This window comes from Pseudomonas sp. B1-22 (genome assembly GCF_050474425.1).
Lineage (GTDB): Bacteria > Pseudomonadota > Gammaproteobacteria > Pseudomonadales > Pseudomonadaceae > Pseudomonas.
In genome coordinates this window covers 931,421-954,530 of record NZ_JBCHVH010000002.1, presented here as the reverse complement: position 1 = coordinate 954,530, position 23,110 = coordinate 931,421, and the positions used below count along the sequence as shown (strand labels likewise).

Here is a 23,110-nt window from a genome sequence, read left to right as displayed (position 1 = left end):
CGGCTTAATCGGGTGACCTGATACCGGAGCCCGCCATGAGCTGTTTCGCCGCCGAGTCCTCCTGCCTGCCGGCAACCCCCGATGCGTTGCGCGCATTGATCGAGCAGCGCCGCGCGGTGCGGCGTTTCCTCGATGAGCCGGTGCCGGACGCCGTGCTGCGCGACTGCCTGGAACAGGCGGTGCTCGCACCCAATGCTTGCAACCTGCAGCCGTGGAGCTTCCAGGTGATCCGCGATGCCGACCTGCGCCGCCGCCTGGTGCCGGTATGCCTGGGGCAGAATGCCGCGCGCACGGCGCCGGTACTGATCGCCGTGCTGGCGCGGCCAGACACCTGGCGCGAGTCCTGCGCGGCGGTGATCGAGCAGTGGCCGGAACCGCAGGTGCCGGAGAAGGTGCGGGACTTCTATCAGCGCACCGCGCCCTTCCAGTACAACCAGGGCGCCTTCGGCTGGCGCGGGCTGTACAAGCGTGCGCTGTACTCGGTGGTCGGCCTGCGCCGCGCGCTGATGCGCCAGCCCAACAGCCACGCCGAAATGCGCCTGTGGGCGGTGAAGTCCACCGCGCTGGCGGCGCAGAACCTGATGCTTGCCCTGCAGAGCCACGGCTTCGCCAGCTGCCCCATGGAAGGCTTCGACGAGGTGCGGCTGCGCAAGGTGCTGCAGATTCCCCGCCGCGCCGTGCCGATCATGCTGCTGGCGGTGGGGCGCGCTGCCGACAACGGCGTCTACAACCCGCGCCTGCGCTTCCCGCTGGAGCAGCGCGTCAGCTGGCACTGACCGCGTCGGGGCGGGTCAGCACGCCCATGCGCCCGCCGCCGAAGGACCAGTCGTCCGCCTCGCTGGTGGTGACCTGCACCATCACATCCTCGCTGGCGATGCCCAGGCGTTCGCCCAGCAGCGCATTCAAGCGCCGGTAGAACGCCTGCTTGGTCTGCGAGTCGCGGGGGCGGCCGATGGTGATGGCGATCAGCACGAAGTCGTCGCTGCGCGGCCCGCCGAGGTAGCCGCGGTCGTAGACGAATTCCTCAGGCCCATGCTGGTGGATCATCACGAACTGATCGTTTGCCGGCACGTTGAAGGCCTCGTGCATGGCGTCGTAGACGGTATCGGCGAGTTCGCGCAGGTATTCGGGTTGCTTGCCCTTGCGCAGGGAGATGCGGACGGTAGGCATGGCGCCGTTCCTCGGTGGGTGATTGACGAGTTCAGGCTAGCCCGGCAAGTTGATTCGGAAAATCGGGAAATATTTGACCGATAGTTCGATTAACCGGGATGGTTGCCATGCCTCGTATCAACTTCGATCTGGACGTGCTGCGCACCTTTGTCACCGGCATCGAATTGGGCAGCTTCGCCCGCGCGGCAGATCGCATGGGGCGCTCGACCTCGGCCGTCAGCGCGCAACTCAAGAAGCTGGAAGAGCAGGCCGGCACGCCGGTGCTGCGCCGCGAAGGCCGCGGCATGGCGCTGACCGAGGCGGGCGAGACGCTGCTGGCCTACGCCCGCCGCCTGCTGGAACTGAACGACGAAGCTGCCGGTGCCTTGCGCGGCGGCACGCTGGAAGGCCGGGTGCGCCTGGGCTTGCAGGAGGACTTCGGCGAAACCCTGCTGCCCGCCGTGCTGGCTCGCTTCGCCCGCGCCCATCCCAAGGTGCGGATCGAGGTGCGCACGGCGCGCAATCAGCAATTGATCGAAGGCGTGCGCAACGGCGAACTGGACCTGGCGCTGGCCTGGGAAACCGGCGAGCGTACGGCGCACATGGAGCGCATCGGCGCCGTGGCGCAGTGCTGGATCGGCGTACCCGGCAGCGTGCCGGCGCCCGGTGTTGAGCCGCTGCCGCTGGTGATGCTGGAAGCGCCCTGCCTGCTGCGCAGCGCGGCGACGGCGGCGCTGGACCGCGCCGGCATTGCCTGGCGCGTGGCCTTCACCAGCGCCGGGCTGTCGGGCATCTGGGCGGCGGTGGCGGCGGGGCTGGGCGTTGGCCTGCGCACACCCATCGGCCTGCCGGCCAGTATCGAGCGGCTCGACCCCAAGCATGCCGGTCTGCCGGCCATGGCGCCGTTGGGGCTGTGCCTGCATCGCGGCGAGGCCGAGCCGGAGGCGGTGGTGGCGCGCCTGCGCGAATTGCTCTGCGAGGGTGTCGCCGAGCTGCTGGAAAACCCGGCCAATCGCTGATCCGTTTCTAAGGGAAAATCACCGCGATCAATGATGCTGGGAAAAGCGAGACGACCGGTCATATTCTCGCTCCCCATGAACAGCATCCGACTCGACAAACGCGACCTGATCCTCGCCAAGGGCTCCCTGGCGATGACCCGTTGCGGCTACCACGGCACCGGCGTGCAGGACATCGTCCAGGCCGCCGGCATCCCCAAGGGCTCCTTCTATCACTACTTCGAGAGCAAGGAAGACTTCGCCCTGCAGGCCCTGGAGCACCTTTACGCACCGCGCCTGGCCCGCTACGCCGAGGCTCTCGGCAATCCGGTGCTGGGGCCGCGTGCGCGCATCATCACCTATTACCGCGAGCTGCTGGCGCACTTCTCCCGCCAGGAGAAACTCGAATTCCATTGCTTCATCGGCAGCCTCAGTTTCGAGATGGCCGAGCTGTCGCCGGCCATCACCGAGCGGGTCGACGGCATCCTCCAGCAATCCATCGACATCCTGCGCGACTGCCTCGCCGAGGCCCAGCGCGCCGGTGAACTGCCGGCTGCGGAGAATGTCGAGCAACTCGCCGAGTTCATCGGCAACGCCTGGCAGGGCGTGCTGGCGCGGCTGAAGGTCAGCGCCTCGCTCAAGCCCCTGGAACGCTTCATCGAGCGCCTGGAGTACCTGCTGCAGGCCTGAACCTGTTTTCCACACCCCTACACCCAAAGACGAGACGACCGGTCGCCTGGCCGTCATGGAGACTTCAATGACCGCATCCGTAGACACCCTGTTCTCGCCCTTCCGCCTGGGCGGCCTGGAACTGCCCACGCGCATCGTGATGGCACCGATGACCCGCAACTTCACCCCGGGCGGCGTGCCCCACGCCCAGGTGGTGGAGTACTACCGCCGCCGCGCCGCCGCCGGCGTCGGCCTGATCGTCACCGAAGGCACCACGGTCAACCACAAGGCCGCCAACGGTTACCCGAACGTGCCGCGCTTCCACGGTGAAGACGCCCTGGCCGGCTGGAAGCAGGTGGTCGACGCCGTGCACGCCGAAGGCGGCAAGATCGTCCCGCAGCTGTGGCACGTCGGCGCGGTGCGCCGCCTCGGCACCGAGCCGGACGCCAGCGTTCCGGGCTACGGCCCTAGCGGCAAGGTCAAGGACGGCACCGTGCTGGTCCATGAAATGACCAAAGAGGACATCCAGGAAGTCATCGCCGCGTTTGCCCAGGCCGCCCGCGACGCCAAGGCCATCGGCATGGACGGCGTGGAAATCCACGGCGCCCACGGTTACCTGATCGACCAGTTCTTCTGGGACGGCAGCAACAAGCGCACCGACGAATACGGCGGCAGCCTGGCCAACCGTTCGCGCTTCGCCATCGAGCTGATCCAGGCCGTGCGCGCAGCCGTCGGCCCCGACTATCCGATCATCTTCCGCTTCTCCCAGTGGAAGCAGCAGGACTACAGCGCCCGCTTGGTACAGACCGCCGAGGAGCTGGAAGCCTTCCTCAAGCCGCTGTCGGACGCCGGTGTGGATATCTTCCACTGCTCCACCCGCCGCTTCTGGATTCCGGAGTTCGAAGGCTCCGACCTCAACCTGGCCGGCTGGACCCGCCAGCTCACCGGCAAGCCGACCATCACCGTCGGCAACGTCGGCCTGGATGGCAGCGAGTTCCTGGCCTTCTTCGGCAACACCGAGGAAGTCGCCCAGCCGTCGGGCATCGATGGGCTGCTGGAGCGCCTGAACAAGGAAGAGTTCGACCTGGTCGCCGTCGGTCGCGCCCTGCTGGTCGATCCGGACTGGGCGGTGAAGGTGCGTGATGGCCGCCTGGCCGACATCAAGCCGTTCAGCCGTGATGCGCTGATGTCGCTGGCCTGAGTCGCGACGCGGTGATGTGAAAAGCCCCTGGCGCCCTCGGTGCCAGGGGCTTTCTTGTTATTGCGGAGTCCCCTGTAGGAGCGGGCCATGCCCGCGATCGCGCGCATGGCGCGCTCCTACAGGTCAGCTCCGTGGCTTTGGCTTGTGTAGGAGCGGATCTTATCCGCGATTCGCCGGCAGGGCCGGCGCTGGTGCAGGCGGTCGGCCCCTGTGTTTCCTGATGGCATAGCTCTCCTGCGTCGTAGATTTCGCGGACAGGGTCCGCTCCTACGAGAGCAGCGCTTCTCCGCGAACATTCAGCGCGGCAAACCCCATTGTAGGAGCGGGCCATGCCCGCGATCGCGCGCACGGCGCGCTCCTACAGGCCGGGTCCTCTGCACGGCAATCTGCGTTCTGGTTATGACTTCCCATAAGTCGTATGAATGCTCTGAAAGCCCCGTCCTAGGCGTTTACAAATCTTTTCCGAACCCACCTTTCCGCTTGCTGACTTCATGGTCCGAAACGGGCATTGTATGACCGCGTTCACACAACAATAGGCCGGGATACGGCCATAGGAGTAAGCCATGCGGATCGGCTTGGTGGTCGATGCGACCTGCGACCTGCCCCCCGAATTTCTCGCGGCCAACAACATCCGCGTCCTGCCCATCGGCATCCGCCTGGGCGAGCGCCGTATCGTCGATGATCGCGATCCCGACACCACCCTCACGTTCTACTCCCAGGATCTGCCCAAGGTCGGCCCCGAGGACGGCAGCGAGCCGCTGACGCCCGCGCAGACCCACGACTGGTTCCTGGAACAACTGGTCACCGACTTCGATTACGTCATCTGCCTGACCGTCACCAGCCAGCGCAGCCCGATCTTCGAGCATGCCACCCAGGCCTCCTTCAGCCTGCTGCAGAGCTACAAGGAACGCCGCAGCGCCGCCGGCATCGCCGGGCCGTTCGCCTTGCGGGTGATCGACAGCCAGACGGTGTTCGCCGGCCTCGCCGTGCTGGCCGCCGAAGGCGTGCGCCTGCTCGGCGAGGACCAGCACCCCAACGCCGTGCGCACCCGCCTGGAACAACTCAGCCAGCAGATGAACACCTTCCTGGTCGCCAGCGACCTGGGGCACATCCGCCGCCGGGGCTTCCAGAAGGGCGACCGCAGCAGCATCGGCGATCGTCTGCGCGGCGCCTTCCTCGGCATCGGCTCGATGCTCGACATGAAGCCGGTGCTGAGCCTGGTGCAGGGCGAGGACAAGCCGGTCTCGGTGTCGCCCAACTACGAGAAATCCGCCGAGCGCCTGCTCAACTTCGCTCGCGCGCGGGTCGAGGCGGGTGAGCTGCTGGCGCCGCAGATGTGCCTGAGCTATGCCGGCGATCCGTCGGCGCTGCGCGACCTGCCGGGATTCTCCGCACTGGAAGCGGCCTGCCAGGCCAGGGGAATTCAGGTGCACCTGGCGATGCTCAGCCCCACCGGCGGCATCAACCTGGGCGCGGGCGCCATGAGCCTGTCGTTCGCGGCGCCGCCGATACCCTTCGCCTGAGTCTCATTTGTGCACGGAGGACCCGCCCACCGGCCTGAGGCCGGTGGCGGTCTTTCCGTGCAGCGTCAGGCGGCAGGCTTCCTGTAGATAACTTTCGAATCGCTCCACCACGGCATCCCAGGCCTGATGCCCCGCGTGGTGGCGGGCGTTCAGGCGCACCCGGCGCAGACGCTCGGGGTCGCCCAGTAGCCAGCTGGCCGCCTCGAAGAAGCCCTGGTTGTCGCCGGGGCTCGCCAGCGTGCCGTTGTGCCCGTGGCGGATGTGCTGCCCCGCTGCCGCCTGGTCGAAGGCCACCACGGCCAGCCCCGAGGCCAGGGCTTCGAGTACGACGTTGCCGAAGGTTTCCGACAGGCTGGGAAACAGGAACAGGTCGCCGCTGGCGTAGTGACGCGCCAGTTCCTCGCCGCGTTGCAGGCCGCAGAAAACCGCTTCGGGCAATTCCTTCTGCAACTGGGCGCGCTGCGGGCCGTCGCCGACGATGACCAGGCGCAGCTTGAGCTGCGGGTGTGCCGCACACAGTGCGCGAAAGCTGCTGCCCAGCAGCGACAGGTTCTTCTCCGCCGCCAGCCGGCCCACGTGCAGCACGGCGATATCGCGTTCGGCCAGACCCCATTCGCGGCGCAGCACATCGTCGCGGCGAGCGGGGTTGAACAGCTGGCTGTCGACGCCGCGCGACAGTTGCGCCAGGCGTTCGAAGCCGCGCCGCTGCAATTCCAGCGACTGGCTGACGCTGGGCACCAGGGTCTGCTGGGTGCGGTTGTGGAACCAGCGCAGGTACAGGGTCACCAGACGCATCAGCGGGCCGAAGCCGTAGTGCGCGCTGTACTGCTGGAAATTGGTGTGGAAGCCGCTGATCACCGGAATCCGCAGGCGCCGCGCGGCGCGCAGCGCGGCCAGGCCCAGGGGGCCTTCGGTGGCGATGTAGAGCACGTCGGGACGCAGCCCCTGCCAGTGGCGCAGCAGCTTGTGCAGGCAGGACTGCCCCCATTGCAGCCCCGGGTAGCCCGGCAGCGGCCAGCCCCGGGTCAGCACCAGTTCGGCGTCGCTATGGCGGCTGCCGTCGCATTGCTGCCGTGGCCGCACGACCTGGATCTGATGGCCCAGGCGCAACAGCCCCGCAGCCAGTCGGCCGAGGGTATTGGCGACGCCGTTGATTTCCGGCGGAAAGGTTTCGCTGATCAGCGCGATGCGCAGAGGATTTTTCGTCATGTCCGCAGTGTCATGGCGCGCAGTGGCGCGCCGATGACGCGGCGATGATCGAAATATGACAGCCGCCCGGAGGCGGCTGGTGGTCAGCGCGTCAGCGCCTTGTCGCCACCCTCGCGCACCCAGAACAGCACCGCGCCGGCCACGGCGGCGGGCATGGCGACCAGGTTGACCACCGGGATCAGCAGGGCGAGGTAGGTGATGCCACCGAAACCCATGCACGCCCAGCGCTTGCTGCGCAGCCAGGCGAGCATCTCGTTCCAGCCCAGTTTGTGGTTGTCCGCCGGGTAGTCGATGTACTGCACGGCCATCATCCACACGCCGAACAGCAGCCACAGCGGTGCGGCGATCAGGTTCAGGCCGGGGATCAGGCTGAGGATGAACAGGCCGATGGCGCGCGGCAGGAAGTAACCGAGCTTGCGAAGCTCGCGGCCAATGGTGCGCGGCACCATGGCCATCAGTTCGGTCCAGCTGAATTCGGGGAAGTCGTCGGTGCCGCGCACCACCACTTCGACCTTTTCCGCGAGGAAGCCGTTGAAGGGCGCGGCGATCAGGTTGGCGATCAGGGTGAAGGTGAAGAACACGATCAGCAGCACCAGCGCGACGAACAGCGGCCAGAGGATGAACTGCAGGAAGCTCAGCCAGTCGGGCAGGCTGGGCATCAGGGCGTCGACCCAGTGGCTGAACTCGCTGACCGCAAAGCCGATCAGGCCGATGAAGAGGATGAGGTTGATGCTCAGCGGCAGCAGCACGAACAGCCGCAGGCCAGGGCGCATCATCAGTTTCAGGCCTTCGCTCAGGTATTGCGGGCCGCTCAGGTTGGGCATGAGGCTCTCCAGGGGACTCTCCAAAGGTAACGCGGCTGCGACCTTAACAGACCCGGCAAAGGGCCGGCGAGCCGTGTGTTTTGCCGGGTATGTGGCGGCTCATGTGGCGCTGTAGCGCTGGCAGCGGTTGCGTTCCTGCTTGGCCTGGTACATGGCGACGTCGGCGGCGCGGGTAAGGTCCTCGGCGTCGTCGGCGTCCTGTGGATAAAACGCGATGCCGATGCTCGGGGTGACGAAGTCGATGGTCTGGCTGCTCAGTTCGTAGGGGCTGCCCAGCACCTGCAGCAGGCGCATGCCGAGGCTTTCGGCCTGCGGCGGCTCAGCGTTTTCCAGGAGTACGGCGAACTCGTCGCCACCCAGGCGGTAGGCCTGGTCCGGCTGGCGCAGGCTGTTATGCAGGCGCTCGCCGACGGCGGCCAGCAGGGCGTCGCCGGTGGCGTGGCCGAAGCGGTCGTTGACCTGCTTGAAGCGGTCCAGGTCGATGTACAGCAGGGCGACCCGTTCGCAACGGATTATCGCCGCCGGCAACTGCTCGTCGAACGCCTTGCGGTTGCCCAGGCCGGTCACGGCATCGCGGAAGGCGAGGTCGATCAACTGGTTCTGGTAGGCGACATGCTGGCTGATGTCGCGCAGGATGCCGCGGAATCCGCCAAACACGCCTTGATTGTCGCGGATCGCCGAGCAGCGCGTCTCGCAGTTGAGCAGGCGGCCGTCGCCGCATTTGAAGGGCGCGGAGAAGGTGGTCTCGCGCTGGTCGTCGCGCACCTGGATATAGAGCGCCTGGGCGCGCCGGGCGTCTTCCGCGGGCAGCAGCAGGCTGTAGTGACGGCCGACGAGGTCTTGCGCCGAATAGCCGAGCATCCGGCACAGAGCGGCGTTGACGGTGAGCAGGATGCCCTTGTGGTCCATCTCGAAGTAGCCGTCGCGGATCGCATCGAGGATCGCCCGGTCCCGCGCTTCGCTCTGCTCCAGGCGGTCGAGCATGTGGTTCATCTCGCCGGCGAGCTGGCCGAGCTCATCCTCACCCAGGCTGCCGAGACGCTGCTGGTTGTCGTCCGGACCGATGCTGGACACTTCGCGGTTGAGCGTGCGCACGCGGCGGATGATCCAGAGTTCCAGCGCCAGGTAGGCCAGCAGCAGGGCGACGGCCAGCAAGGCCATGGCCAGGTAGAGGAACAGGCGGATGGACTGCCGGCCTTGCAGGTACAGCGGCCTGGGGCTGCTGACTTCGATGCGCATCTGCGGCTGGCCCTTGGAGTTCAGGTAGAGCAAGGACATCTGCTGGGTGTTCTTGCCCAGCAGTTGGCGCGGGCTGAGCAGTGTGGCACCGCGGTTGTTGGGGATGTTCAGCGGCCGCCAGGTGCTGTCGGAGCTGGCATCGCTGGTCAGGCGCAGGTGCGCACCCATCTGGTCTTCGAGTCCGGCCATGCGCCGCTTGTCGAACAGCACGCCGGCGATCATCGCGCCAGCGGGTTCGGCGTGACCGTCGGTGTCGCTGATTGGATAGCTGAGCAGCAGTTGCGGTACGCCGTCGATCTGCACGAGCTGATCGATGCTGTGCCGCGTATCGCCCGCGACGTCGAGGGCGCCGAGCTCGATGGCGGTCTTCAGGATGTCGCGCTGCAGCGTCTCCGGATTGGTCGCGGGCGCGCCGGGAATGCGTTCGGAGAGATTGTCGAGCCCCCATTGCTGGCCAACGATCCGGCCCTGGCGGTCGACGTACAGCACATAGTCGAAGCCGAGAAAGCCGAGCATGTCGATATCGAGGTTTTCCGTGACGAACTTCGGATCGGGGGTGTGCATGAAGGCGTAGCTGGCGTCCCACCAGGCATAGCTGCGCACGATATCGAGGTAGCGCTGCTTCTCGAAGGCGATGCGCTTGTGGACGATGCGAACCTCATCGGCCAGGCGCTGGCGGTCGCCGCGGTCGAAGCGGTCGAGCAGGATGCTGTCCGACAGCATCCACACCCCGGCGAGGCTGGCGGCGAACAGGGGCAGGAACAGCAGAAGCAGGCGTGCGCGAAGATTCATGGGGTGACTGTTGATCATGGGATTTGCTTGAGTCTAGACAGCCCTTCGGTGGATGCCGTTGACATAGGCATGGCCTATGGATGGCATTGAGATTGGCCATTTCTACAGGACGCCGGCACAGCGGTAAGCTGCGCGCCATGTCTAATCGCACGGGTTCGAGAGCCAATCCGGAACACCTTGACGCATGTCAAACCGGCCAGGGCGAATCCGGAACTGCCTGACTTATCTCAAGGGTACTTGGAAAATCTGCAGGACAATGGGTTCCGTGGTTCAGGCCACGCCGCATTGCCGAAGGTCTCCAGGTCATGCGGTCCCGCGCGAGAAACCTTTCAGAGGAGCTGCCGTTCCTCCCAACCTTCCCCCTGGTATTTGGCAGCTCCCTTTTCTTTGTCCGGCGTTCTTCAACCGAACGCCGTTCTTCGACTGAACATCAGGAGGCTGCAATGTCCGGGAATCGTCACGCGCGGGTCATCATTCTGGGTTCCGGTCCGGCCGGTTACAGCGCCGCGGTCTATGCCGCCCGCGCCAACCTCAAGCCGCTGCTGATCACCGGCCTGCAGGCCGGCGGCCAGCTGACCACCACCACCGAGGTCGACAACTGGCCGGGCGACCCGCACGGGCTCACCGGCCCCGCGCTGATGCAGCGCATGCAGGAGCATGCCGAACGCTTCGAGACCGAGATCGTCTTCGACCACATCCACGGTGTGGACCTGGCCGGCAAGCCCTTCGTGCTCAAGGGCGACAGCGGCACCTACACGGCGGATGCGCTGATCATCGCCACCGGCGCCAGTGCGCGCTACCTCGGCCTGCCCTCGGAAGAGAAATTCATGGGCAAGGGCGTGTCCGCCTGCGCCACCTGCGATGGCTTCTTCTACCGCAACCGCGAAGTGGCGGTGGTGGGCGGCGGCAACACCGCCGTGGAAGAGGCGCTGTACCTGGCCAACATCGCCAGCAAGGTCACTCTGGTGCACCGCCGCGACAGCTTCCGCGCCGAGAAGATCCTGCAGGACAAGCTGCGTGCCCGCGTCGCCGAGGGCAGGATCGAGCTGCGGGTGAATGCCCAGGTCGACGAAGTGCTGGGCGATGCCATGGGCGTCACCGGCGTGCGCCTGCGCCACAACGACGGCGAGACCTCGGAGTTGAAGGTGGATGGCCTGTTCGTCGCCATCGGCCACACGCCCAACACCTCGCTGTTCGAGGGCCAGCTGGAATTGAAGGACGGCTACCTGGTGGTCAATGGCGGCCGCGAGGGCAATGCCACGGCGACCAACATTCCCGGTGTGTTCGCCGCCGGTGACGTGGCCGATCATGTCTACCGCCAGGCCATCACCTCCGCTGGCGCCGGCTGCATGGCCGCGCTGGACGTGGAACGTTACCTGGATTCCCTGTAACGGCCCGAAGTGCCGGCGTGCAGGAAGAGGCCCCGCTTGCGGGGCCTTTTTCTTTCCCGCTCGGCGAGGAGGGATGTTCTTGGCAGACCGTATAACGCATCAGCGTTATCCACCGCTGTGATCGGCGTACGGGTGCAGACCGTGGCGCGTGAAATGAAAAAGCCCCGCATCGGCGGGGCTTTTTCATTTCACGGGGCAGCTTCAGCCGCGACGTGACAGCGGCTGGCGCTCGAAGTTGACGCCGGCCAGGCCGGTGCTCTGCAGGGCGCGGATGTTGGCGTGGTCGGTGCCCTCGGGGTTCTCACGCACGGCGCGGTAGTGCTCGCCGAACGCCAGCAGCGACTCTTCCTGGCTCAGGCCTTCGAGGATGGCGAAGCCCAGGGTCTTGCAGGAGCCTTCGTTCTGCCCGGCGGGGTTTTCCACGGTGCCGTTGCTGAACGCGCTGGGGGTGTAGCTGTAGTGCTCGGCGATGTACGCCAGGGTATCGGTGAACAGGTGCTGCTCGCTGCGCAGGCGCGCGCGAAAATCGTTGAGGGTCATCAAGGCAAACTCGTTAGTGCTTTTTCGCGTGATCGAAGGCCGTCTGCTGGGCTGGCGACGCTTCCGTCTGATACTTGGCCTTCCATTCGGCGTAAGGCATGCCGTAGATCTCTTCGCGGGCCTGGTCGGGGCTGACGTCCAGTCCCATGTCGTCGGCCGCGGCCTTGTACCACTTGGACAGGCAGTTGCGGCAGAAGCCGGCAAGATTCATCAGGTCGATGTTCTGCACATCCTTGCGGGTGCGCAGGTGCTGCACCAGGGTGCGGAACGCAGCGGCCTCGAGTTCGGTACGCTGTTCGTCGGTCAGGTTCATGGGCTCGGTCATGGCGTGTCTCTCATTGGGCGCATCAGAGGCGCATGGCGGGGCTGGCGCGATTCTATAGAGCGGGGCGATCGGCCAGCAACGCCCGTTGGCCGACTGGCACGGGCGTACAGCTTGTGCGACCGGCCGGTCAGCGCTGGGCGGCCAGCGCGATGGACACCGATTCGGCAAAACGCAGGGCGTGCGGCTTGTCGACTTCCACTTCAGCGTAGTGCACCGCCGGGTTGCTCATCACCAGGTCGAGCAGTTCCTGGGTCAGGCGTTCGAGCAGGGCGAAGCGGTTCTCTTCCACGTGGGCGATGATCGCCTTGGTGATGGTGCGGTAGTTCAGCGCATGCTCGATGTCGTTGACCTGCACCGCGTCACCGGCCGGGTAGAGGATGGTGAGGTTGATCAGCACGTCCTGCTTGTTGAGGATTTCCTCTTCCTTGATGCCGATGTAGGTGCGCACGCGCAGATCCTTGACCCGGATTCGCGCCATGCCTGGCTGCAGCTGCGTCATTTCACTTGCTCCGTCCGATCAGTTTCAGGAATTCCTGGCGGGTGGTGTTGGAGTCGCGGAAGGCGCCGAGCATCACCGAGGTGTTCATCACCGAGTTCTGTTTCTCCACCCCGCGCATCATCATGCACATGTGCTGCGCCTCGATCACCACCGCGACGCCCGCGGCACTGGTGACCTGGGCGACCGCCTCGGCAATCTGCCGGGTCAGGCTTTCCTGGATCTGCAGGCGCCGCGCGAACATGTCGACGATGCGCGCGACCTTTGACAGGCCCAGCACCTTGCCGGTGGGAATGTACGCCACATGCGCCTTGCCGATGAAGGGCAGCAGGTGATGTTCGCACAAGGAGTAGAGCTCGATGTCCTTGACGATCACCATTTCGTCATTGTCCGAGGCGAACAGCGCGCCGTTGACGATTTCCTCCAGCGTCTGCTGGTAGCCGTGGCAGAGGTACTGCATGGCCTTGGCCGCACGCTTGGGCGTGTCGAGCAGGCCCTCGCGGTCGGGGTCTTCGCCGAGCCCCTTGAGAATCTCACGGTACTGGTGAGACAGGTCTTCGATCATGGTGGGAGTTCCTCGCGCCCGCGCCGGGCGGGTCATTTGAGGTGCCGGCCGCCGTTGACGGTCAGGGTGGTTCCGGTCACGTAGGGGCTGTCGAGCAGGTAGCGCACGCTCTGGTAGATCACGTCCGGGCCGGGCTCGATGGCCATGGCGGATTTCGCCAGGGTGCGGGCGCGGTAGGCGTCGTCGTCGCCTTCGTTGAACAGGATCAGTGCCGGCGCGATGCCGTTGACCTTGATGCGGGGTGCGAGGCTGGCGGCGAAGGACAGGGTGAGGTTGTCCAGGCCGGCCTTGCTGGCGCAGTAGGCGATGCGATTGGCGCTGCCCTTGCGGGCGACGTCGTCGGAGAGGTGGATGATGTCCGCCGGGGCGCCGCGTTCGGCCGCATCGCGTTCGAGCAGTGACGCGCAGCGCAGGTTGATCAGGTAGGGCGCGAGCATGTGCAGGCGGAACAGTTCGTCGAAGGCATCGGCCTCATGGCCGGGCTCTTCGGTGATCCAGGCCGAGGCGTTGTGGACGATCGCGCGCAGGCGGTCGGTGCGGGACTTGAGCGCGTCGATGAAGGCGAGGATGCCGGCTTCGTCGGCCAGTTCCGCATGCAGGCAGGTGGCGCCCAGCTGGCGCAGTTCGTCGACGCCGGGCTTTTCCTGGCGATAGGTCGCAATCACCGGGTAGCCGTCCTGCAGCAGGCGTTTCGCGCAGTGCAGGCCGATGCGCTGGCTGGCGCCGGTGATCAGGATGGGAGCCGGGGTGTTGCCCATGCGCGCCTCGTGAAGTCGGGGGAAACGCCGCGCCGGGGAATATCCGAGCGGCCGGGTAGGGCAAAACTATACCAGCCCCGGCGCGGCCGGGCACGGATGGGGCATAATGGGAGGCCTTGTCTTGCCCTGTGGGAGTGATCATGAAAGTCGCCATTCTGTCCGGCTCGGTCTACGGCACCGCCGAAGAGGTTGCGCGCCACGCCAAGCGCCTGCTCGAAGCGGCCGGTTTCGAAGCCTGGCACGACCCGCGCGTGACCCTCGACGGCCTGCTGGCCTTCGGTCCCGAGGCGCTGCTGGTGGTGACTTCGACCACCGGCATGGGCGAGTTGCCGGACACCTTCCAGCCGCTGTACTACGCCCTGCGCGACCGCCTGCCGAACTGGCGCGACCGTCCGGGCGGCGTGATCGCCCTGGGCGATTCCAGCTATGGCGACACCTACTGCGGTGGCGGCGAGCTGGTGCGCGAGCTGCTGGTGGAACTGGGCATGCGCGAAGTGGTGCCGATGCTGCGCCTGGACGGCAGCGAAACGGTGGACCAGGAGACCGATTCCGAGCCCTGGATCGCCGAGTTCATCGCCGCGCTGAAAGCCTGATGCATCCCCGCGCCCGCTACCTGATCGACACCCTCGGCCTCGCCCCGCATCCCGAGGGCGGCTTCTATCGCCGGGTGTTCGATTCGACCCTGATGGGCGCTGATGGTCGCCAGCAATCTTCGGCGATCTTCTTCCTGTTGCCTGGCGGCACGGTCAGCCGCTGGCACCGTGTCGATGCCGATGAGCTGTGGCATTACCACGAGGGCGGGCCGTTGGAGCTGCTGGTGGCCGAACAGCCGGACGCCCCTGTACGCATCGAGCGCCTCGGCCCCGTGAGCGAGGGCAGCCTGCCGCAACGGGCGGTGCCCGCCCACGCCTGGCAGGCCGCCCGCTGCCTGGGGGATTACGTGCTGGTGGGGTGCACCGTCTCGCCGGCGTTCGAGTTCGCCGGGTTCAAATTGTTGTCGGATGACGCGCAGGCGCAGCTTGAGTGGCCGCAGCTCGTCGGGGAGTTTCCCGAGCTGCTGTAAGTCCGTTCGCGAGCAAGCTCGCTCCTACGAAGAGCATGCCGGCGCGGACCTGTAGGAGCGAGCTTGCTCGCGAACCGCATCACGCCTTGTTCGCCGGATGCAACGGCATCTCCCGCATCAGTTCCAGCCATGCCTTTGCCGCATTCGACAGGTAGGCGTCGCGCCGCCAGATGAAGCTGATGTCCCAACGCAGGTCCGGCTGGCTCATCAGCACCCGCGCCACCCCCGGACGCTCCAGTTCCTCGGCCACCACCCGTGGCAACAACACCACGCCCTGGCCGGCGGCGACCAGCGCGCCGAGGAAGTCCGCCTGGCCGCTGCGGCCACCTTCCTTCGGCTCGAAACCCAGCTCGCGGCAGGCACGCAGCAGCCGGTCATTCAGGGTGAAGCTCTGCTGGTAGAGCAGGAAGGGCGTGTCGGCCAGCTCCACCAGGCTCAGGCTCCCCCGTGTGGCCAATGGGTGATCGGCGGGGAGCAGGGCGTCCAGCGGTTCATTGCAGAACGGCTGATAGTCGAAGGCCGGGTCTTCCGGGGTGAGACCGCCGCCCAGTTCCAGCTCGCCGCTGTAGACCAGCTCTTCCATGGTCTTGCTGCCGCCCTCGATCAGGTGCACGGCGATGTTCGGGTAGCGCCGCCGGTACTCGGCGAAACGCCCGGCGAACAGCGCGTCGGCCCCCAGCAGCGGCAGGCCCAGGCGCAGCTCGCCACTTTGCAGGTGAGTGAGGTCGTCCAGTTCGGTGAGCAGCTCGCGGCGCAGACGCAGCATGTCCTCGGCGCGGCGCAGCACCACCTCGCCGGCGGCGGTCAGGCGGATGTGCGGGCCGCTGCGTTCCAGCAGTTGCACGCGCAGGCTCTGTTCCAGCTGGGCGACCTGCTTGCTCACTGCCGACTGGCTGGCGTTCAGGTGCACGGCGGCCTGGGTGAAGCTGCCCTGGCGCACCACTTCGGCGAAGGTGCGCAGCTGCTTGAATTCCATTCTGGAATGGCTCCGATTCGATCTATTCGCTTTGGGGATGATAGGCGCGGGCGTAGGCTTTGCACCATTCCCGAAGCATTTCTGCTTCCCCAAACACGTCGAGATCGCCGCCATGTTTCGCCGCGCCGCCCGCCTGATTTTCGAACTCGCCGTCCTGGCCGCCTTCTGGTGGATCGGCGGCTGGATCGCCACGCTCACCGGCCTGCCGCTGCCGGGCGGGGTGATCGGGCTGGCGCTGCTGCTGGTGCTGTTCGCCTGCGGGGTGATCCGCCCGACTCTGCTGCAGGGCGGCGCCGGCGTGCTGCTGGCGGAGATGCTGCTGTTCTTCATCCCCGCGCTGATGAGCCTGCTGGACTACGGCCCGCTGCTGCGCAGCGAGGGCTGGAAGATCCTGCTGGTGATCACCGCCAGCACCGTGCTGGTGATGCTGGCCACCGCGCTGGCGGTGGAGTGGATGTGCCACTGGAGGTCGCGCCATGAATCTCGATAAGCAACCGCTGTTCTGGCTGGCCGCCACTCTGGGCGGCTACCTGCTCAGTCGCCTGCTGTACCGCCGTTACCAGCAGTACTGGTTGTCGCCCATCGTGTTCGTCCCGGTGCTGCTGTTCGCCCTGGCGATCCCGATGCGCGCCACCTACGCCGACTACGCCCGCGACACCAACTGGCTGGTGGCGCTGCTCGGCCCGGCCACCGTGGCTTTCGCCATCCCGATCTGGCAGCAGCGCGCCTTGCTCGCCCGCCACTGGCCGGCGCTGCTGACCGGCATGCTCGCCGGCTCGACCATGGCCATCGGCAGTTCCTGGGCGCTGGCCCATGCGCTGTCGCTGGACGGCCAGGTGACCCTGTCGCTGCTGCCGCGCTCGATCACCACGCCGTTCGCCATGGAGATGTCCCATGACCTTGGCGGCGTGCCGGCGCTGACCGCCGCCTTCGTGATGATCACCGGGGTGTTCGGCGCCCTGGTCGGCGGTGTGCTGATGCGCCTGCTGCACCTGCGTTCGGCCCTGGCCCGCGGTGCGTTGCTGGGCGTCGGCGCCCACGGCGCGGGCACCAGTCGGGCCTATGAGTTCGGCGGTGAGGAGGGTTCGGCGGCGGGCCTGCTGATGGTCCTCACCGGCCTGTTCAACCTGCTGCTGGCGCCAGTCCTGGCGTACTGCCTGTGACCGGATGAGGCCGGGCGTTTCTGCTCTTCGTTGTCGGGCCGGGGCGTGGGCTACCCACGTCCCGGCTTATGGCGCGTCATTCGGCAGGCCATGCCGGAGACGACTGTCAGCTCCGTGACAGTCCACGGCCCGCTGTGCTGGCTAGACTGCTGCCTCGCATAACAACAATGAAGAGGGTTCGACCATGCACGCCGCACACCCGCTGCCCACCGCGAACGTCAAGGACCAGGTCTCCGCCGCCGAATGGCAGACCCGCGTCGACCTCGCCGCCTGCTACCGACTGATCGCCTTGCATGGCTGGGACGACCTGATCTTCACCCACATTTCCGCCAAGGTGCCCGGCACCGAAGACTTCCTGATCAACCCCTTCGGCATGATGTTCCACGAAATCACCGCGTCCAGCCTGGTGAAGGTCGATCTCGCCGGCAAGAAGCTGATGGATAGCCCCTACGAGATCAACCCCGCCGGCTACACCATCCATAGCGCCGTCCACGAGGTCCGCCACGACGTCGACTGCGTGCTGCACACCCACACCGCGGCCGGCATCGCCGTATCCGCGCAGAAGCAGGGCCTGCTGCCGATTTCCCAGCAGTCGCTGTTCGTGCTGTCGAGCCTCGCCTACCACGGCTACGAGGGCGTGGCGCTGAACCACGACGAGAAGGCCCGCCTGCAGGCCGACCTGGGCGAAGCCGGCTTCATGATCCTGCCCAACCATGGCCTGATGACCTGCGGACCGAGCATCGCCGACACCTTCCTGATGATGTTCATCCTGCAGCGCGCCTGCGAAATCCAGGTGCTGGCCCAGGGCGGCGGCGCCGAACTGATCATGATCCCGCAGCAGATCCTCGACGGCGCCATGGCCATGGCCGCCGGCGTCACCCGCAGCAAGCAGGGCCTGGGCGGCGCGCTGGCCTGGCCGGCGCTGCTGCGCAAGCTGGACCAGCAGAACCCCGGCTACCGCGACTGATGGCGCTGGACGGCATCGCCCTGCGCGACTGGCGCGCCCAGGGCAGTTCCTTCACCTTCCGCGGCCACCCTATTCGCTACTGGAGCGCCGGCAGCGGCGAGCCATTGCTGCTGATCCACGGCTTTCCCACGGCGTCCTGGGACTGGCACTACCTGTGGCGTGCGCTGGCCGAGCGCTACCGGGTGATCGCCTGCGACATGCTCGGCTTCGGCGACTCCGCCAAACCACGTGGCCACGACTACCGCATCCTCGAACAGGCCGACCTGCAGCAGGCATTGCTGGTGCAGCTGGACGTGTACGAACCGGTGCACCTGCTGGTGCACGACTATGGCAACAGCGTCGGCCAGGAACTGCTGGCGCGGCATGAGGAGGGCGGATTCGCCCTGGCCTCCTGCGTGTTCCTCAATGGCGGCCTGTTTCCGGAAACCCACCGCGCGGTGCTGTCGCAGAAACTGCTGCTCAGCCCCTTGGGCGGCCTGTTCGCCCGGCTGTTCGATCGCCGGCGCCTGGCGCAGAACTTCGCCAGGGTGTTCGGCCCCGCGACGCAGCCCTCGGAGGCGGAGCTGGATGCCTTCTGGGAGCTGATCCGCCATAACGATGGCCCGCGGGTGATGCACCGGCTGATCCACTACATCCTCGACCGCCGCGAGCACCGCGAACGCTGGGTCGGCGCGATGCAGCGCACGCGGGTGCCGCTGCGGGTGATCGACGGGCCGGTGGACCCGATTTCCGGCGCGCACATGGTGGCGCGCTACCGGGAATTGATCCCGCAACCGGACACCGTCGAGCTCCCAGGCATCGGCCATTACCCGCAGGTGGAAGCGCCGGAGCAGGTGCTACAGCACTATCTGGCGTTCCGACAGGAACGGGTTCGACAGGTACAGACCGATCTGTCGAGAGATTCAGAACGAGCCGATAGCTGAACTCCATGTGGCGGCGGTAGCTTCCCCGGCTTTGTCCAGCCGGAGGCCGCTGCCATGCCACTCAGATCCGTCATTCCCGTCCGTCAGCCGCAGGGTTCGCTGCTGTACCGGGCGCTGCTGCACCTGCGCCGGGATTTCGCCTTCGTCGCCGTGCCCGTGCTGTTGCTGCTGGTGGGTGTCTGCGCCGCCGGCTGCTATTACGCCTGGATGATGCAGGACTGGGTGCCCGCCGCCCTGGGCGCCCTGGCGCTGTTGCCGGCCTTCGGCCTGCTGCTGTTCTGGAGCGAGTACGACTGGTGGCTGTTCAAGCTCGGCCCGCGCGACGAACTGAACCTGCCGATCCGCTGATCATCCCCCGGCCTTATTGGGCAACATTCGCCCCAATCGTCTTGCTTGTGACCGAATCGTGACTGCCGGACACTCCGGAAAAAACAGACCTGCCTGGAGTCCGACCATGAGTGATGCCCTGCGTTTCGACGGAAGAGTCGTGATCGTTACCGGAGCCGGCGGCGGTATCGGCCGCGCCCACGCCCTGCTGTTCGCCAAGCACGGCGCCAAGGTGGTGGTGAACGACCTGGGCGGCAGCACCCACGGTGAAGGCGCCAACGCTTCGGCCGCCGACCGCGTGGTGGCGGAAATCCGCGAAGCCGGCGGTACCGCCATCGCCAACCACGACTCGGTGACCGACGGCGAGAAGATCGTCCGCCAGGCCGTGGAGGAATTCGGCCGCATCGACGTGGTGGTGAACAACGCCGGCATCCTGCGCGACAAGACCTTCCACAAGATGGAGGACGCCGACTGGGACCTGGTCTACAAGGTCCATGTCGAGGGCGCCTACAAGGTGACCCACGCCGCCTGGCCGTTCATGCGGGAGCAGGGCTATGGCCGGGTGATCTTCACCTCCTCCACCTCCGGCATCTACGGCAACTTCGGCCAGAGCAACTACGGCATGGCCAAGCTCGGCCTGTACGGCCTGACCCGCAACCTGGCCATCGAGGGCCGCAAGAACAATATTTTCGTCAACGCCATTGCCCCCACCGGCGGCACCCGCATGACCGAAGGCCTGATCCCGCCGCAGGTGTTCGAGCAGCTCAAGCCCGAGCTGGTCAGCCCGCTGGTGGTGTACCTGGGCAGCGAAGCCTGCCAGGAGACTTCCGGCCTGTTCGAAGTGGGCGGCGGCTGGATCGGCAAGGTGCGCTGGGAGCGCAGCCTGGGCGTGGGCTTCGACCCGCGCGAGGGCTTCAGCGTCGAGGATGTGGCGGCCAACTTCGCGCAGATCTGCGATTTCGAGAATGCCGCACATCCGAAGGACAACGTCGAAGCGCTGCGCGAAATGATGGCGAACCTGCAGAAATACGCCGGTTGATCCGGCCAGCCTGACCGGCGGAACGGCCAGCGGGGCTGTTCCGCGGCGGCGGACGCAGTAAGGTGGAAGGGCCGGCTCAGAGTCGGCCCTTTGCTTTTCTGCCTCGATGCCCAAGGAGTTCGCCATGAGCGTGATAATCGAGAGGAACGGCCCGGTCACCACCCTGGTGATCGCCCGTCCCGCGGTACGCAATGCCGTGGACCTGCCCACCGCCCAGGCGTTGGCCGATGCCTTGCGCGATTTCGAGCAGGACGAGGAGGCTCGGGTCGCGGTGCTCACCGGTGCCGGCGGTACCTTCTGCGCGGGCGCCGATCTGGCGGCGGTGGCTGAGGGCGGCGAGCGGCGCAATCGCCTGGAAAATGAAGGCGACGGTCCGATGGGTCCCAGCCGGATGCAGTTGTCCAAGCCGCTGATCGCCGCCATCGAGGGTTACGCCGTGGCCGGCGGGCTGGAGCTGGCGTTGCTGGCTGATATGCGGGTGATGGCCGAGGACGCCGTTTGCGGCGTGTTCTGCCGGCGCTTCGGCGTGCCGCTGATCGACGGCGGCACCGTGCGCCTGCCGCGCATCATCGGCCAGGGCCGGGCGCTGGACATGATCCTCACCGGCCGCCCGGTGGGCGCGCAGGAGGCGCTGACGATGGGCCTGGCCAACCGCGTGGTGCCGCGCGGGCAGGCGCTGGAGGCGGCAGAGGAGCTGGCGCGGGAGATCGCCGAGTTCCCCCAGCGTTGCATGCTGGCCGACCGGGCGAGCGTCTTCACGCAGTGGACCCTGTCCTTCGATGTGGCGATGGCCAATGAATTCCAGGGCGGGCTGGCGGTGATCCAGAGCGGCGAGACGGTGGAAGGGGCGCAGCGCTTCGCCGATGGGGAAGGGCGGCACGGGGAGTTTTGAGAGGCGTGCGGAAAACAATGCTGCGCTTTTTTGTAGGAGCGAGCTTGCTCGCGAACCTGGCGTGCGCCGCTGATCGCGGACGGAGTCCGCTCCTACGTAGGCGCGATATGTCGGCATTTCCCTGTTGGAGCGGAGTCATCCGCGATGGATTTCGCGGATAGGATCCGCTCCTACGAGAGCCACGTCTTTCCGTAGGAGCGGACTCCGCCCGCGATGCGGCGAGCTGTATCGGCGTACAACCGCGAACGGTTGTACGCCCTACGGTACGCCGATCAATCCCGCTGGATGATCACATAGGTCTTGCGCACGGTTTCCTGGATGTCCCACACGCCCAGGCTGTTCTGCGGCAGCAGGAAGGCATCGCCGGCCTGGAAGGCGATGGTCTCGCCGCCGTCCGGGGTGAAGGTGCCACGGCCGGAGATGAAGTGGCAGAACTCCTGCTCGACGATCTGCCGGCGCCAGCGGCCGGGGGTGCATTCCCAGATGCCGGTTTCCACGCCATCGGTGCGTTCGATGGATTCCACGCGGGTCTCCGACACCGGTTCGCCCAGCGGCACGGCGACCGGGTTGGCTTCACCGAGTTCGGCGTGCAGGGTGTTCTTCAGGTGGGTCAGTTTCATTCGGGGCTCCAGTGGGTTGCTCATAACAGCTGATCAGCCGACCTTCCAGGTCATCAGGCCTTCCATGGTCGCGGCGACTTTCTCCGCCAGGCGGCGGCGCCACGGGGCGCTGTGCGGGTTGGCCAGCACTTCGTCTTCGTGCACGAAACTGCGGATGATCGCGTTGTAGCCCAGCCAGCGGCAGGGCTCGGGCTCCCAGCCGCGCAGGCCGTCCTGCAGGCTGCGGTCGTCGATCACCCAGGGCTGGCGGGTCAGTTCGCTGTGCTGGCCGAGGATCAGATCGGCGAGGGTGCGGCCGCCCAGGTTGGTGGCGCCGACGCCTTCGCCGCCGTAGCCGCCGGAGAGGGCGATACCGTTGCGCCGGTCGATCAGCATGTGCGGGTGGAAGCGCCGCGACATGCCCAGGTTGCCACCCCAGGTGTTGGTGATGCGCACGTCCTTCAGTTGCGGGAAGAGTTCGCCGAACAGGTAGCGGCGCAGGCCCACTTCATCGTCGGTCAGGCTGAAATCGGTGCGCAGCTTGCCGCCGAAGCGGTAGCCGCCACGGGCGCCAAAGGCCAGGCGGTTGTCGGCGGTGCGCTGGCCATAGGTGACCTGGCGGCTGAATTCGCTGAAGGCCTGGCCTTTTTCCAGGCCGATCTCGGCCCAGACCGATTCCGCCAGCGGCTCGGTGGCCACCAGCAGGCTCTGCACCGGCAGCTGGTAATTGCCCAGCGGCGGCAGGTCGGCGGCATAGCCTTCGATGGCCGGCACCACCCAGTGCGCCTTCAGCTCGCCCCGGTCGGTGCGCAGCAGGCCCGGCGCCCAGTGGGTCACGCGGCTCTTCTCGAATATCTGCACGCCCTGGCGCTCCACGGCGCGGGCCAGGCCACGGACCAGCTTGGCGGGTTGGATGGTGGCGCAGTGCGGGGTGTGGATGGCGCCCAGTGCGCTGGGAATGCGCAGTTGCTCGGCGAGCTGGCTGGCGCTCAGCCAGCGGTAGTCGTCCTCGGTCAGGCCCTCGGCATGCAGGTGCGCGAGGTAGTCGCGCAGGCGGCGCTCCTGTTCCGGGTAGCGCGCGGCAGTGTAGAGCACGCCGCCCTTGCGGTAGTCGCAGTCGATGCCTTCGCGTTGCAGAACGCGGCCGACTTCATCGGGGATGTCGTGCAGCAGGTCGTAGGAGGCGCGGCGCTGTTCCGGCGACAGGCCGGCCAGCAGGCGATCCTCGCCGAGGAGGTTGCCCATCAGCCAGCCGCCGTTGCGGCCGGAGGCGCCGAAGCCGGCGGTCTCCGCTTCGACGATGGCGATCTTCAGCTGCGGCGCACGCTGCTTCAGGTAGTAGGCGGTCCACAGTCCGGTGTAGCCGGCGCCGGCGATGGCCACGTCGACATCCAGCGAGCCTTGCAGGGCAGGGCGCGGGACGAGGTCGTCGTCCAGTTGGTTCATCCACAGACTGATATGACGCCATGCCGACATAGACGACTC

General features: G+C 66.7%; 27 protein-coding genes. 15 read left to right on the top strand and 12 right to left on the bottom strand.

The annotated features are described in order from the left end of the window. Positions 1 to 35 precede the first annotated feature (35 nt). Positions 36 to 776, top strand: a complete 741-nt coding sequence (locus tag ACQ5BL_RS11230) for a nitroreductase family protein (RefSeq protein ID WP_243806418.1) — start codon at positions 36 to 38, stop codon at positions 774 to 776. Here the strand turns inward: ACQ5BL_RS11230 and ACQ5BL_RS11225 are convergent. Then, positions 763 to 1,170: a tautomerase family protein gene (locus ACQ5BL_RS11225; protein WP_243806416.1), complete on the bottom strand. Its 408-nt coding sequence runs from the start codon at positions 1,168 to 1,170 to the stop codon at positions 763 to 765. The two genes, ACQ5BL_RS11230 and ACQ5BL_RS11225, sit on opposite strands and share 14 nt — an antisense overlap. A gap of 107 nt (positions 1,171 to 1,277) precedes the next feature. Between ACQ5BL_RS11225 and ACQ5BL_RS11220 the strand changes: the two genes are divergently transcribed. The 4 genes from ACQ5BL_RS11220 to ACQ5BL_RS11205 all read left to right on the top strand — a co-directional run bounded on the left by ACQ5BL_RS11220 (position 1,278) and on the right by ACQ5BL_RS11205 (position 5,537). Beyond that, positions 1,278 to 2,168, top strand: a complete 891-nt coding sequence (locus tag ACQ5BL_RS11220) for a LysR substrate-binding domain-containing protein (protein ID WP_243806414.1) — start codon at positions 1,278 to 1,280, stop codon at positions 2,166 to 2,168. Positions 2,169 to 2,243: 75 nt separating this feature from the next. After that, a complete protein-coding gene (locus tag ACQ5BL_RS11215; RefSeq protein WP_243806412.1) occupies positions 2,244 to 2,834 on the top strand; it encodes a TetR/AcrR family transcriptional regulator in 591 nt (196 codons plus the stop codon). A gap of 67 nt (positions 2,835 to 2,901) precedes the next feature. Continuing rightward, on the top strand, positions 2,902 to 4,014 hold the full coding sequence (locus tag ACQ5BL_RS11210; protein ID WP_207885958.1) for an NADH:flavin oxidoreductase: 1,113 nt from the start codon (positions 2,902 to 2,904) through the stop codon (positions 4,012 to 4,014). A 563-nt stretch (positions 4,015 to 4,577) separates the two neighbouring features. Next, on the top strand, positions 4,578 to 5,537 hold the full coding sequence (locus ACQ5BL_RS11205; RefSeq protein WP_243806410.1) for a DegV family protein: 960 nt from the start codon (positions 4,578 to 4,580) through the stop codon (positions 5,535 to 5,537). 3 nt (positions 5,538 to 5,540) lie between these two features. Here ACQ5BL_RS11205 and ACQ5BL_RS11200 read toward each other — a convergent pair whose 3' ends face one another. From ACQ5BL_RS11200 to ACQ5BL_RS11190, 3 genes are all read right to left on the bottom strand, one after another. Then, positions 5,541 to 6,746 carry a glycosyltransferase family 4 protein gene (locus ACQ5BL_RS11200; protein WP_430293124.1) on the bottom strand — a complete coding sequence of 402 codons (1,206 nt, stop codon included), beginning with the start codon at positions 6,744 to 6,746 and terminating at the stop codon, positions 5,541 to 5,543. An 83-nt stretch (positions 6,747 to 6,829) separates the two neighbouring features. Continuing rightward, the gene (gene cysZ / locus ACQ5BL_RS11195; protein WP_243806408.1) at positions 6,830 to 7,570 is read right to left on the bottom strand and encodes a sulfate transporter CysZ; all 741 of its coding nucleotides are present in this window, start codon (positions 7,568 to 7,570) and stop codon (positions 6,830 to 6,832) included. Positions 7,571 to 7,669: 99 nt separating this feature from the next. Continuing rightward, complete coding sequence (locus ACQ5BL_RS11190) at positions 7,670 to 9,601, bottom strand: sensor domain-containing diguanylate cyclase (RefSeq protein WP_243806406.1); 1,932 nt, start codon at positions 9,599 to 9,601, stop codon at positions 7,670 to 7,672. A 443-nt stretch (positions 9,602 to 10,044) separates the two neighbouring features. Here ACQ5BL_RS11190 and trxB point away from each other — a divergent pair, with 443 nt between their 5' ends. Beyond that, complete coding sequence (trxB, locus tag ACQ5BL_RS11185) at positions 10,045 to 10,992, top strand: thioredoxin-disulfide reductase (RefSeq protein ID WP_207885952.1); 948 nt, start codon at positions 10,045 to 10,047, stop codon at positions 10,990 to 10,992. Positions 10,993 to 11,193: 201 nt separating this feature from the next. Here the strand turns inward: trxB and ACQ5BL_RS11180 are convergent, their stop codons facing one another. From ACQ5BL_RS11180 to folM, 5 genes are all read right to left on the bottom strand, one after another. Then, a complete protein-coding gene (locus ACQ5BL_RS11180) occupies positions 11,194 to 11,532 on the bottom strand; it encodes a HopJ type III effector protein (protein WP_243806404.1) in 339 nt (112 codons plus the stop codon). Positions 11,533 to 11,545: 13 nt separating this feature from the next. Beyond that, positions 11,546 to 11,857: a DUF1244 domain-containing protein gene (locus ACQ5BL_RS11175; protein WP_243806402.1), complete on the bottom strand. Its 312-nt coding sequence runs from the start codon at positions 11,855 to 11,857 to the stop codon at positions 11,546 to 11,548. A 127-nt stretch (positions 11,858 to 11,984) separates the two neighbouring features. Continuing rightward, positions 11,985 to 12,356 (bottom strand): dihydroneopterin triphosphate 2'-epimerase, encoded by a 372-nt coding sequence (folX, locus tag ACQ5BL_RS11170; RefSeq protein ID WP_207885942.1) that lies wholly within the window; start codon positions 12,354 to 12,356, stop codon positions 11,985 to 11,987. A gap of 1 nt (position 12,357) precedes the next feature. Next, entirely contained in the window at positions 12,358 to 12,918 is a 561-nt protein-coding gene (gene folE, locus ACQ5BL_RS11165) for a GTP cyclohydrolase I FolE (RefSeq protein WP_243806400.1), read from the bottom strand. A 32-nt stretch (positions 12,919 to 12,950) separates the two neighbouring features. Continuing rightward, positions 12,951 to 13,676, bottom strand: coding sequence for a dihydromonapterin reductase (gene folM, locus ACQ5BL_RS11160; RefSeq protein ID WP_243806398.1), 726 nt, complete (start codon positions 13,674 to 13,676; stop codon positions 12,951 to 12,953). Between the two features lie 140 nt (positions 13,677 to 13,816). Between folM and ACQ5BL_RS11155 the strand changes: the two genes are divergently transcribed. Together ACQ5BL_RS11155 and ACQ5BL_RS11150 are read left to right on the top strand one after the other, a co-directional pair. Continuing rightward, complete coding sequence (locus ACQ5BL_RS11155; RefSeq protein WP_207885939.1) at positions 13,817 to 14,269, top strand: flavodoxin; 453 nt, start codon at positions 13,817 to 13,819, stop codon at positions 14,267 to 14,269. Continuing rightward, positions 14,269 to 14,739 carry a cupin domain-containing protein gene (locus ACQ5BL_RS11150; RefSeq protein WP_243806396.1) on the top strand — a complete coding sequence of 157 codons (471 nt, stop codon included), beginning with the start codon at positions 14,269 to 14,271 and terminating at the stop codon, positions 14,737 to 14,739. The genes ACQ5BL_RS11155 and ACQ5BL_RS11150 overlap by 1 nt, the downstream gene beginning before the upstream one ends. A gap of 79 nt (positions 14,740 to 14,818) precedes the next feature. Here ACQ5BL_RS11150 and ACQ5BL_RS11145 read toward each other — a convergent pair whose 3' ends face one another. After that, positions 14,819 to 15,715: a LysR family transcriptional regulator gene (locus ACQ5BL_RS11145; protein ID WP_243806394.1), complete on the bottom strand. Its 897-nt coding sequence runs from the start codon at positions 15,713 to 15,715 to the stop codon at positions 14,819 to 14,821. A 112-nt stretch (positions 15,716 to 15,827) separates the two neighbouring features. On the opposite strand from ACQ5BL_RS11145, the gene ACQ5BL_RS11140 reads away from it, so the two are divergent. The 7 genes from ACQ5BL_RS11140 (at position 15,828) to ACQ5BL_RS11110 (ending at position 21,026) form a co-directional block, all read left to right on the top strand. After that, positions 15,828 to 16,205: a CidA/LrgA family protein gene (locus ACQ5BL_RS11140; protein WP_243806391.1), complete on the top strand. Its 378-nt coding sequence runs from the start codon at positions 15,828 to 15,830 to the stop codon at positions 16,203 to 16,205. Continuing rightward, complete coding sequence (locus ACQ5BL_RS11135) at positions 16,192 to 16,878, top strand: LrgB family protein (RefSeq protein ID WP_207885935.1); 687 nt, start codon at positions 16,192 to 16,194, stop codon at positions 16,876 to 16,878. The genes ACQ5BL_RS11140 and ACQ5BL_RS11135 overlap by 14 nt, the downstream gene beginning before the upstream one ends. A gap of 184 nt (positions 16,879 to 17,062) precedes the next feature. Continuing rightward, entirely contained in the window at positions 17,063 to 17,845 is a 783-nt protein-coding gene (locus ACQ5BL_RS11130; protein WP_207885934.1) for a class II aldolase/adducin family protein, read from the top strand. Further along, positions 17,845 to 18,768 (top strand): alpha/beta fold hydrolase, encoded by a 924-nt coding sequence (locus ACQ5BL_RS11125; protein WP_243806389.1) that lies wholly within the window; start codon positions 17,845 to 17,847, stop codon positions 18,766 to 18,768. The genes ACQ5BL_RS11130 and ACQ5BL_RS11125 overlap by 1 nt, the downstream gene beginning before the upstream one ends. A gap of 54 nt (positions 18,769 to 18,822) precedes the next feature. Then, on the top strand, positions 18,823 to 19,116 hold the full coding sequence (locus ACQ5BL_RS11120) for a hypothetical protein (RefSeq protein ID WP_243806387.1): 294 nt from the start codon (positions 18,823 to 18,825) through the stop codon (positions 19,114 to 19,116). A 106-nt stretch (positions 19,117 to 19,222) separates the two neighbouring features. After that, positions 19,223 to 20,134 (top strand): SDR family oxidoreductase, encoded by a 912-nt coding sequence (locus ACQ5BL_RS11115; RefSeq protein WP_207885931.1) that lies wholly within the window; start codon positions 19,223 to 19,225, stop codon positions 20,132 to 20,134. A 124-nt stretch (positions 20,135 to 20,258) separates the two neighbouring features. After that, a complete protein-coding gene (locus ACQ5BL_RS11110; protein WP_243806385.1) occupies positions 20,259 to 21,026 on the top strand; it encodes a crotonase/enoyl-CoA hydratase family protein in 768 nt (255 codons plus the stop codon). A 272-nt stretch (positions 21,027 to 21,298) separates the two neighbouring features. Here the strand turns inward: ACQ5BL_RS11110 and ACQ5BL_RS11105 are convergent, their stop codons facing one another. Together ACQ5BL_RS11105 and ACQ5BL_RS11100 are read right to left on the bottom strand one after the other, a co-directional pair. Then, complete coding sequence (locus tag ACQ5BL_RS11105) at positions 21,299 to 21,646, bottom strand: cupin domain-containing protein (RefSeq protein WP_207885929.1); 348 nt, start codon at positions 21,644 to 21,646, stop codon at positions 21,299 to 21,301. 33 nt (positions 21,647 to 21,679) lie between these two features. Continuing rightward, positions 21,680 to 23,101 (bottom strand): NAD(P)/FAD-dependent oxidoreductase, encoded by a 1,422-nt coding sequence (locus ACQ5BL_RS11100; protein ID WP_243806383.1) that lies wholly within the window; start codon positions 23,099 to 23,101, stop codon positions 21,680 to 21,682. Positions 23,102 to 23,110 lie beyond the last annotated feature (9 nt).

Excerpts from the sequence above, each read along its gene's own strand:
- ACQ5BL_RS11125 (WP_243806389.1), top strand. The coding sequence starts at position 17,845 with ATGGCGCTGGACGGCATCGCCCTGCGCGACTGGCGCGCCCAGGGCAGT.
- ACQ5BL_RS11140 (WP_243806391.1), top strand. The coding sequence starts at position 15,828 with ATGTTTCGCCGCGCCGCCCGCCTGATTTTCGAACTCGCCGTCCTGGCC.
- ACQ5BL_RS11230 (WP_243806418.1), top strand. The coding sequence starts at position 36 with ATGAGCTGTTTCGCCGCCGAGTCCTCCTGCCTGCCGGCAACCCCCGAT.
- ACQ5BL_RS11180 (WP_243806404.1), bottom strand. The coding sequence starts at position 11,532 with ATGACCCTCAACGATTTTCGCGCGCGCCTGCGCAGCGAGCAGCACCTG.
- ACQ5BL_RS11175 (WP_243806402.1), bottom strand. The coding sequence starts at position 11,857 with ATGACCGAGCCCATGAACCTGACCGACGAACAGCGTACCGAACTCGAG.
- ACQ5BL_RS11190 (WP_243806406.1), bottom strand. The coding sequence starts at position 9,601 with ATGAATCTTCGCGCACGCCTGCTTCTGCTGTTCCTGCCCCTGTTCGCC.
- ACQ5BL_RS11200 (WP_430293124.1), bottom strand. The coding sequence starts at position 6,746 with ATGACGAAAAATCCTCTGCGCATCGCGCTGATCAGCGAAACCTTTCCG.
- ACQ5BL_RS11150 (WP_243806396.1), top strand. The coding sequence starts at position 14,269 with ATGCATCCCCGCGCCCGCTACCTGATCGACACCCTCGGCCTCGCCCCG.
- cysZ (WP_243806408.1), bottom strand. The coding sequence starts at position 7,570 with ATGCCCAACCTGAGCGGCCCGCAATACCTGAGCGAAGGCCTGAAACTG.
- folE (WP_243806400.1), bottom strand. The coding sequence starts at position 12,918 with ATGATCGAAGACCTGTCTCACCAGTACCGTGAGATTCTCAAGGGGCTC.
- ACQ5BL_RS11135 (WP_207885935.1), top strand. The coding sequence starts at position 16,192 with ATGAATCTCGATAAGCAACCGCTGTTCTGGCTGGCCGCCACTCTGGGC.
- ACQ5BL_RS11220 (WP_243806414.1), top strand. The coding sequence starts at position 1,278 with ATGCCTCGTATCAACTTCGATCTGGACGTGCTGCGCACCTTTGTCACC.
- ACQ5BL_RS11110 (WP_243806385.1), top strand. The coding sequence starts at position 20,259 with ATGAGCGTGATAATCGAGAGGAACGGCCCGGTCACCACCCTGGTGATC.
- ACQ5BL_RS11225 (WP_243806416.1), bottom strand. The coding sequence starts at position 1,170 with ATGCCTACCGTCCGCATCTCCCTGCGCAAGGGCAAGCAACCCGAATAC.
- folM (WP_243806398.1), bottom strand. The coding sequence starts at position 13,676 with ATGGGCAACACCCCGGCTCCCATCCTGATCACCGGCGCCAGCCAGCGC.
- ACQ5BL_RS11145 (WP_243806394.1), bottom strand. The coding sequence starts at position 15,715 with ATGGAATTCAAGCAGCTGCGCACCTTCGCCGAAGTGGTGCGCCAGGGC.
- ACQ5BL_RS11205 (WP_243806410.1), top strand. The coding sequence starts at position 4,578 with ATGCGGATCGGCTTGGTGGTCGATGCGACCTGCGACCTGCCCCCCGAA.
- ACQ5BL_RS11130 (WP_207885934.1), top strand. The coding sequence starts at position 17,063 with ATGCACGCCGCACACCCGCTGCCCACCGCGAACGTCAAGGACCAGGTC.
- ACQ5BL_RS11100 (WP_243806383.1), bottom strand. The coding sequence starts at position 23,101 with ATGTCGGCATGGCGTCATATCAGTCTGTGGATGAACCAACTGGACGAC.
- ACQ5BL_RS11210 (WP_207885958.1), top strand. The coding sequence starts at position 2,902 with ATGACCGCATCCGTAGACACCCTGTTCTCGCCCTTCCGCCTGGGCGGC.
- ACQ5BL_RS11105 (WP_207885929.1), bottom strand. The coding sequence starts at position 21,646 with ATGAAACTGACCCACCTGAAGAACACCCTGCACGCCGAACTCGGTGAA.
- ACQ5BL_RS11115 (WP_207885931.1), top strand. The coding sequence starts at position 19,223 with ATGAGTGATGCCCTGCGTTTCGACGGAAGAGTCGTGATCGTTACCGGA.
- trxB (WP_207885952.1), top strand. The coding sequence starts at position 10,045 with ATGTCCGGGAATCGTCACGCGCGGGTCATCATTCTGGGTTCCGGTCCG.
- ACQ5BL_RS11155 (WP_207885939.1), top strand. The coding sequence starts at position 13,817 with ATGAAAGTCGCCATTCTGTCCGGCTCGGTCTACGGCACCGCCGAAGAG.
- folX (WP_207885942.1), bottom strand. The coding sequence starts at position 12,356 with ATGACGCAGCTGCAGCCAGGCATGGCGCGAATCCGGGTCAAGGATCTG.
- ACQ5BL_RS11120 (WP_243806387.1), top strand. The coding sequence starts at position 18,823 with ATGCCACTCAGATCCGTCATTCCCGTCCGTCAGCCGCAGGGTTCGCTG.
- ACQ5BL_RS11215 (WP_243806412.1), top strand. The coding sequence starts at position 2,244 with ATGAACAGCATCCGACTCGACAAACGCGACCTGATCCTCGCCAAGGGC.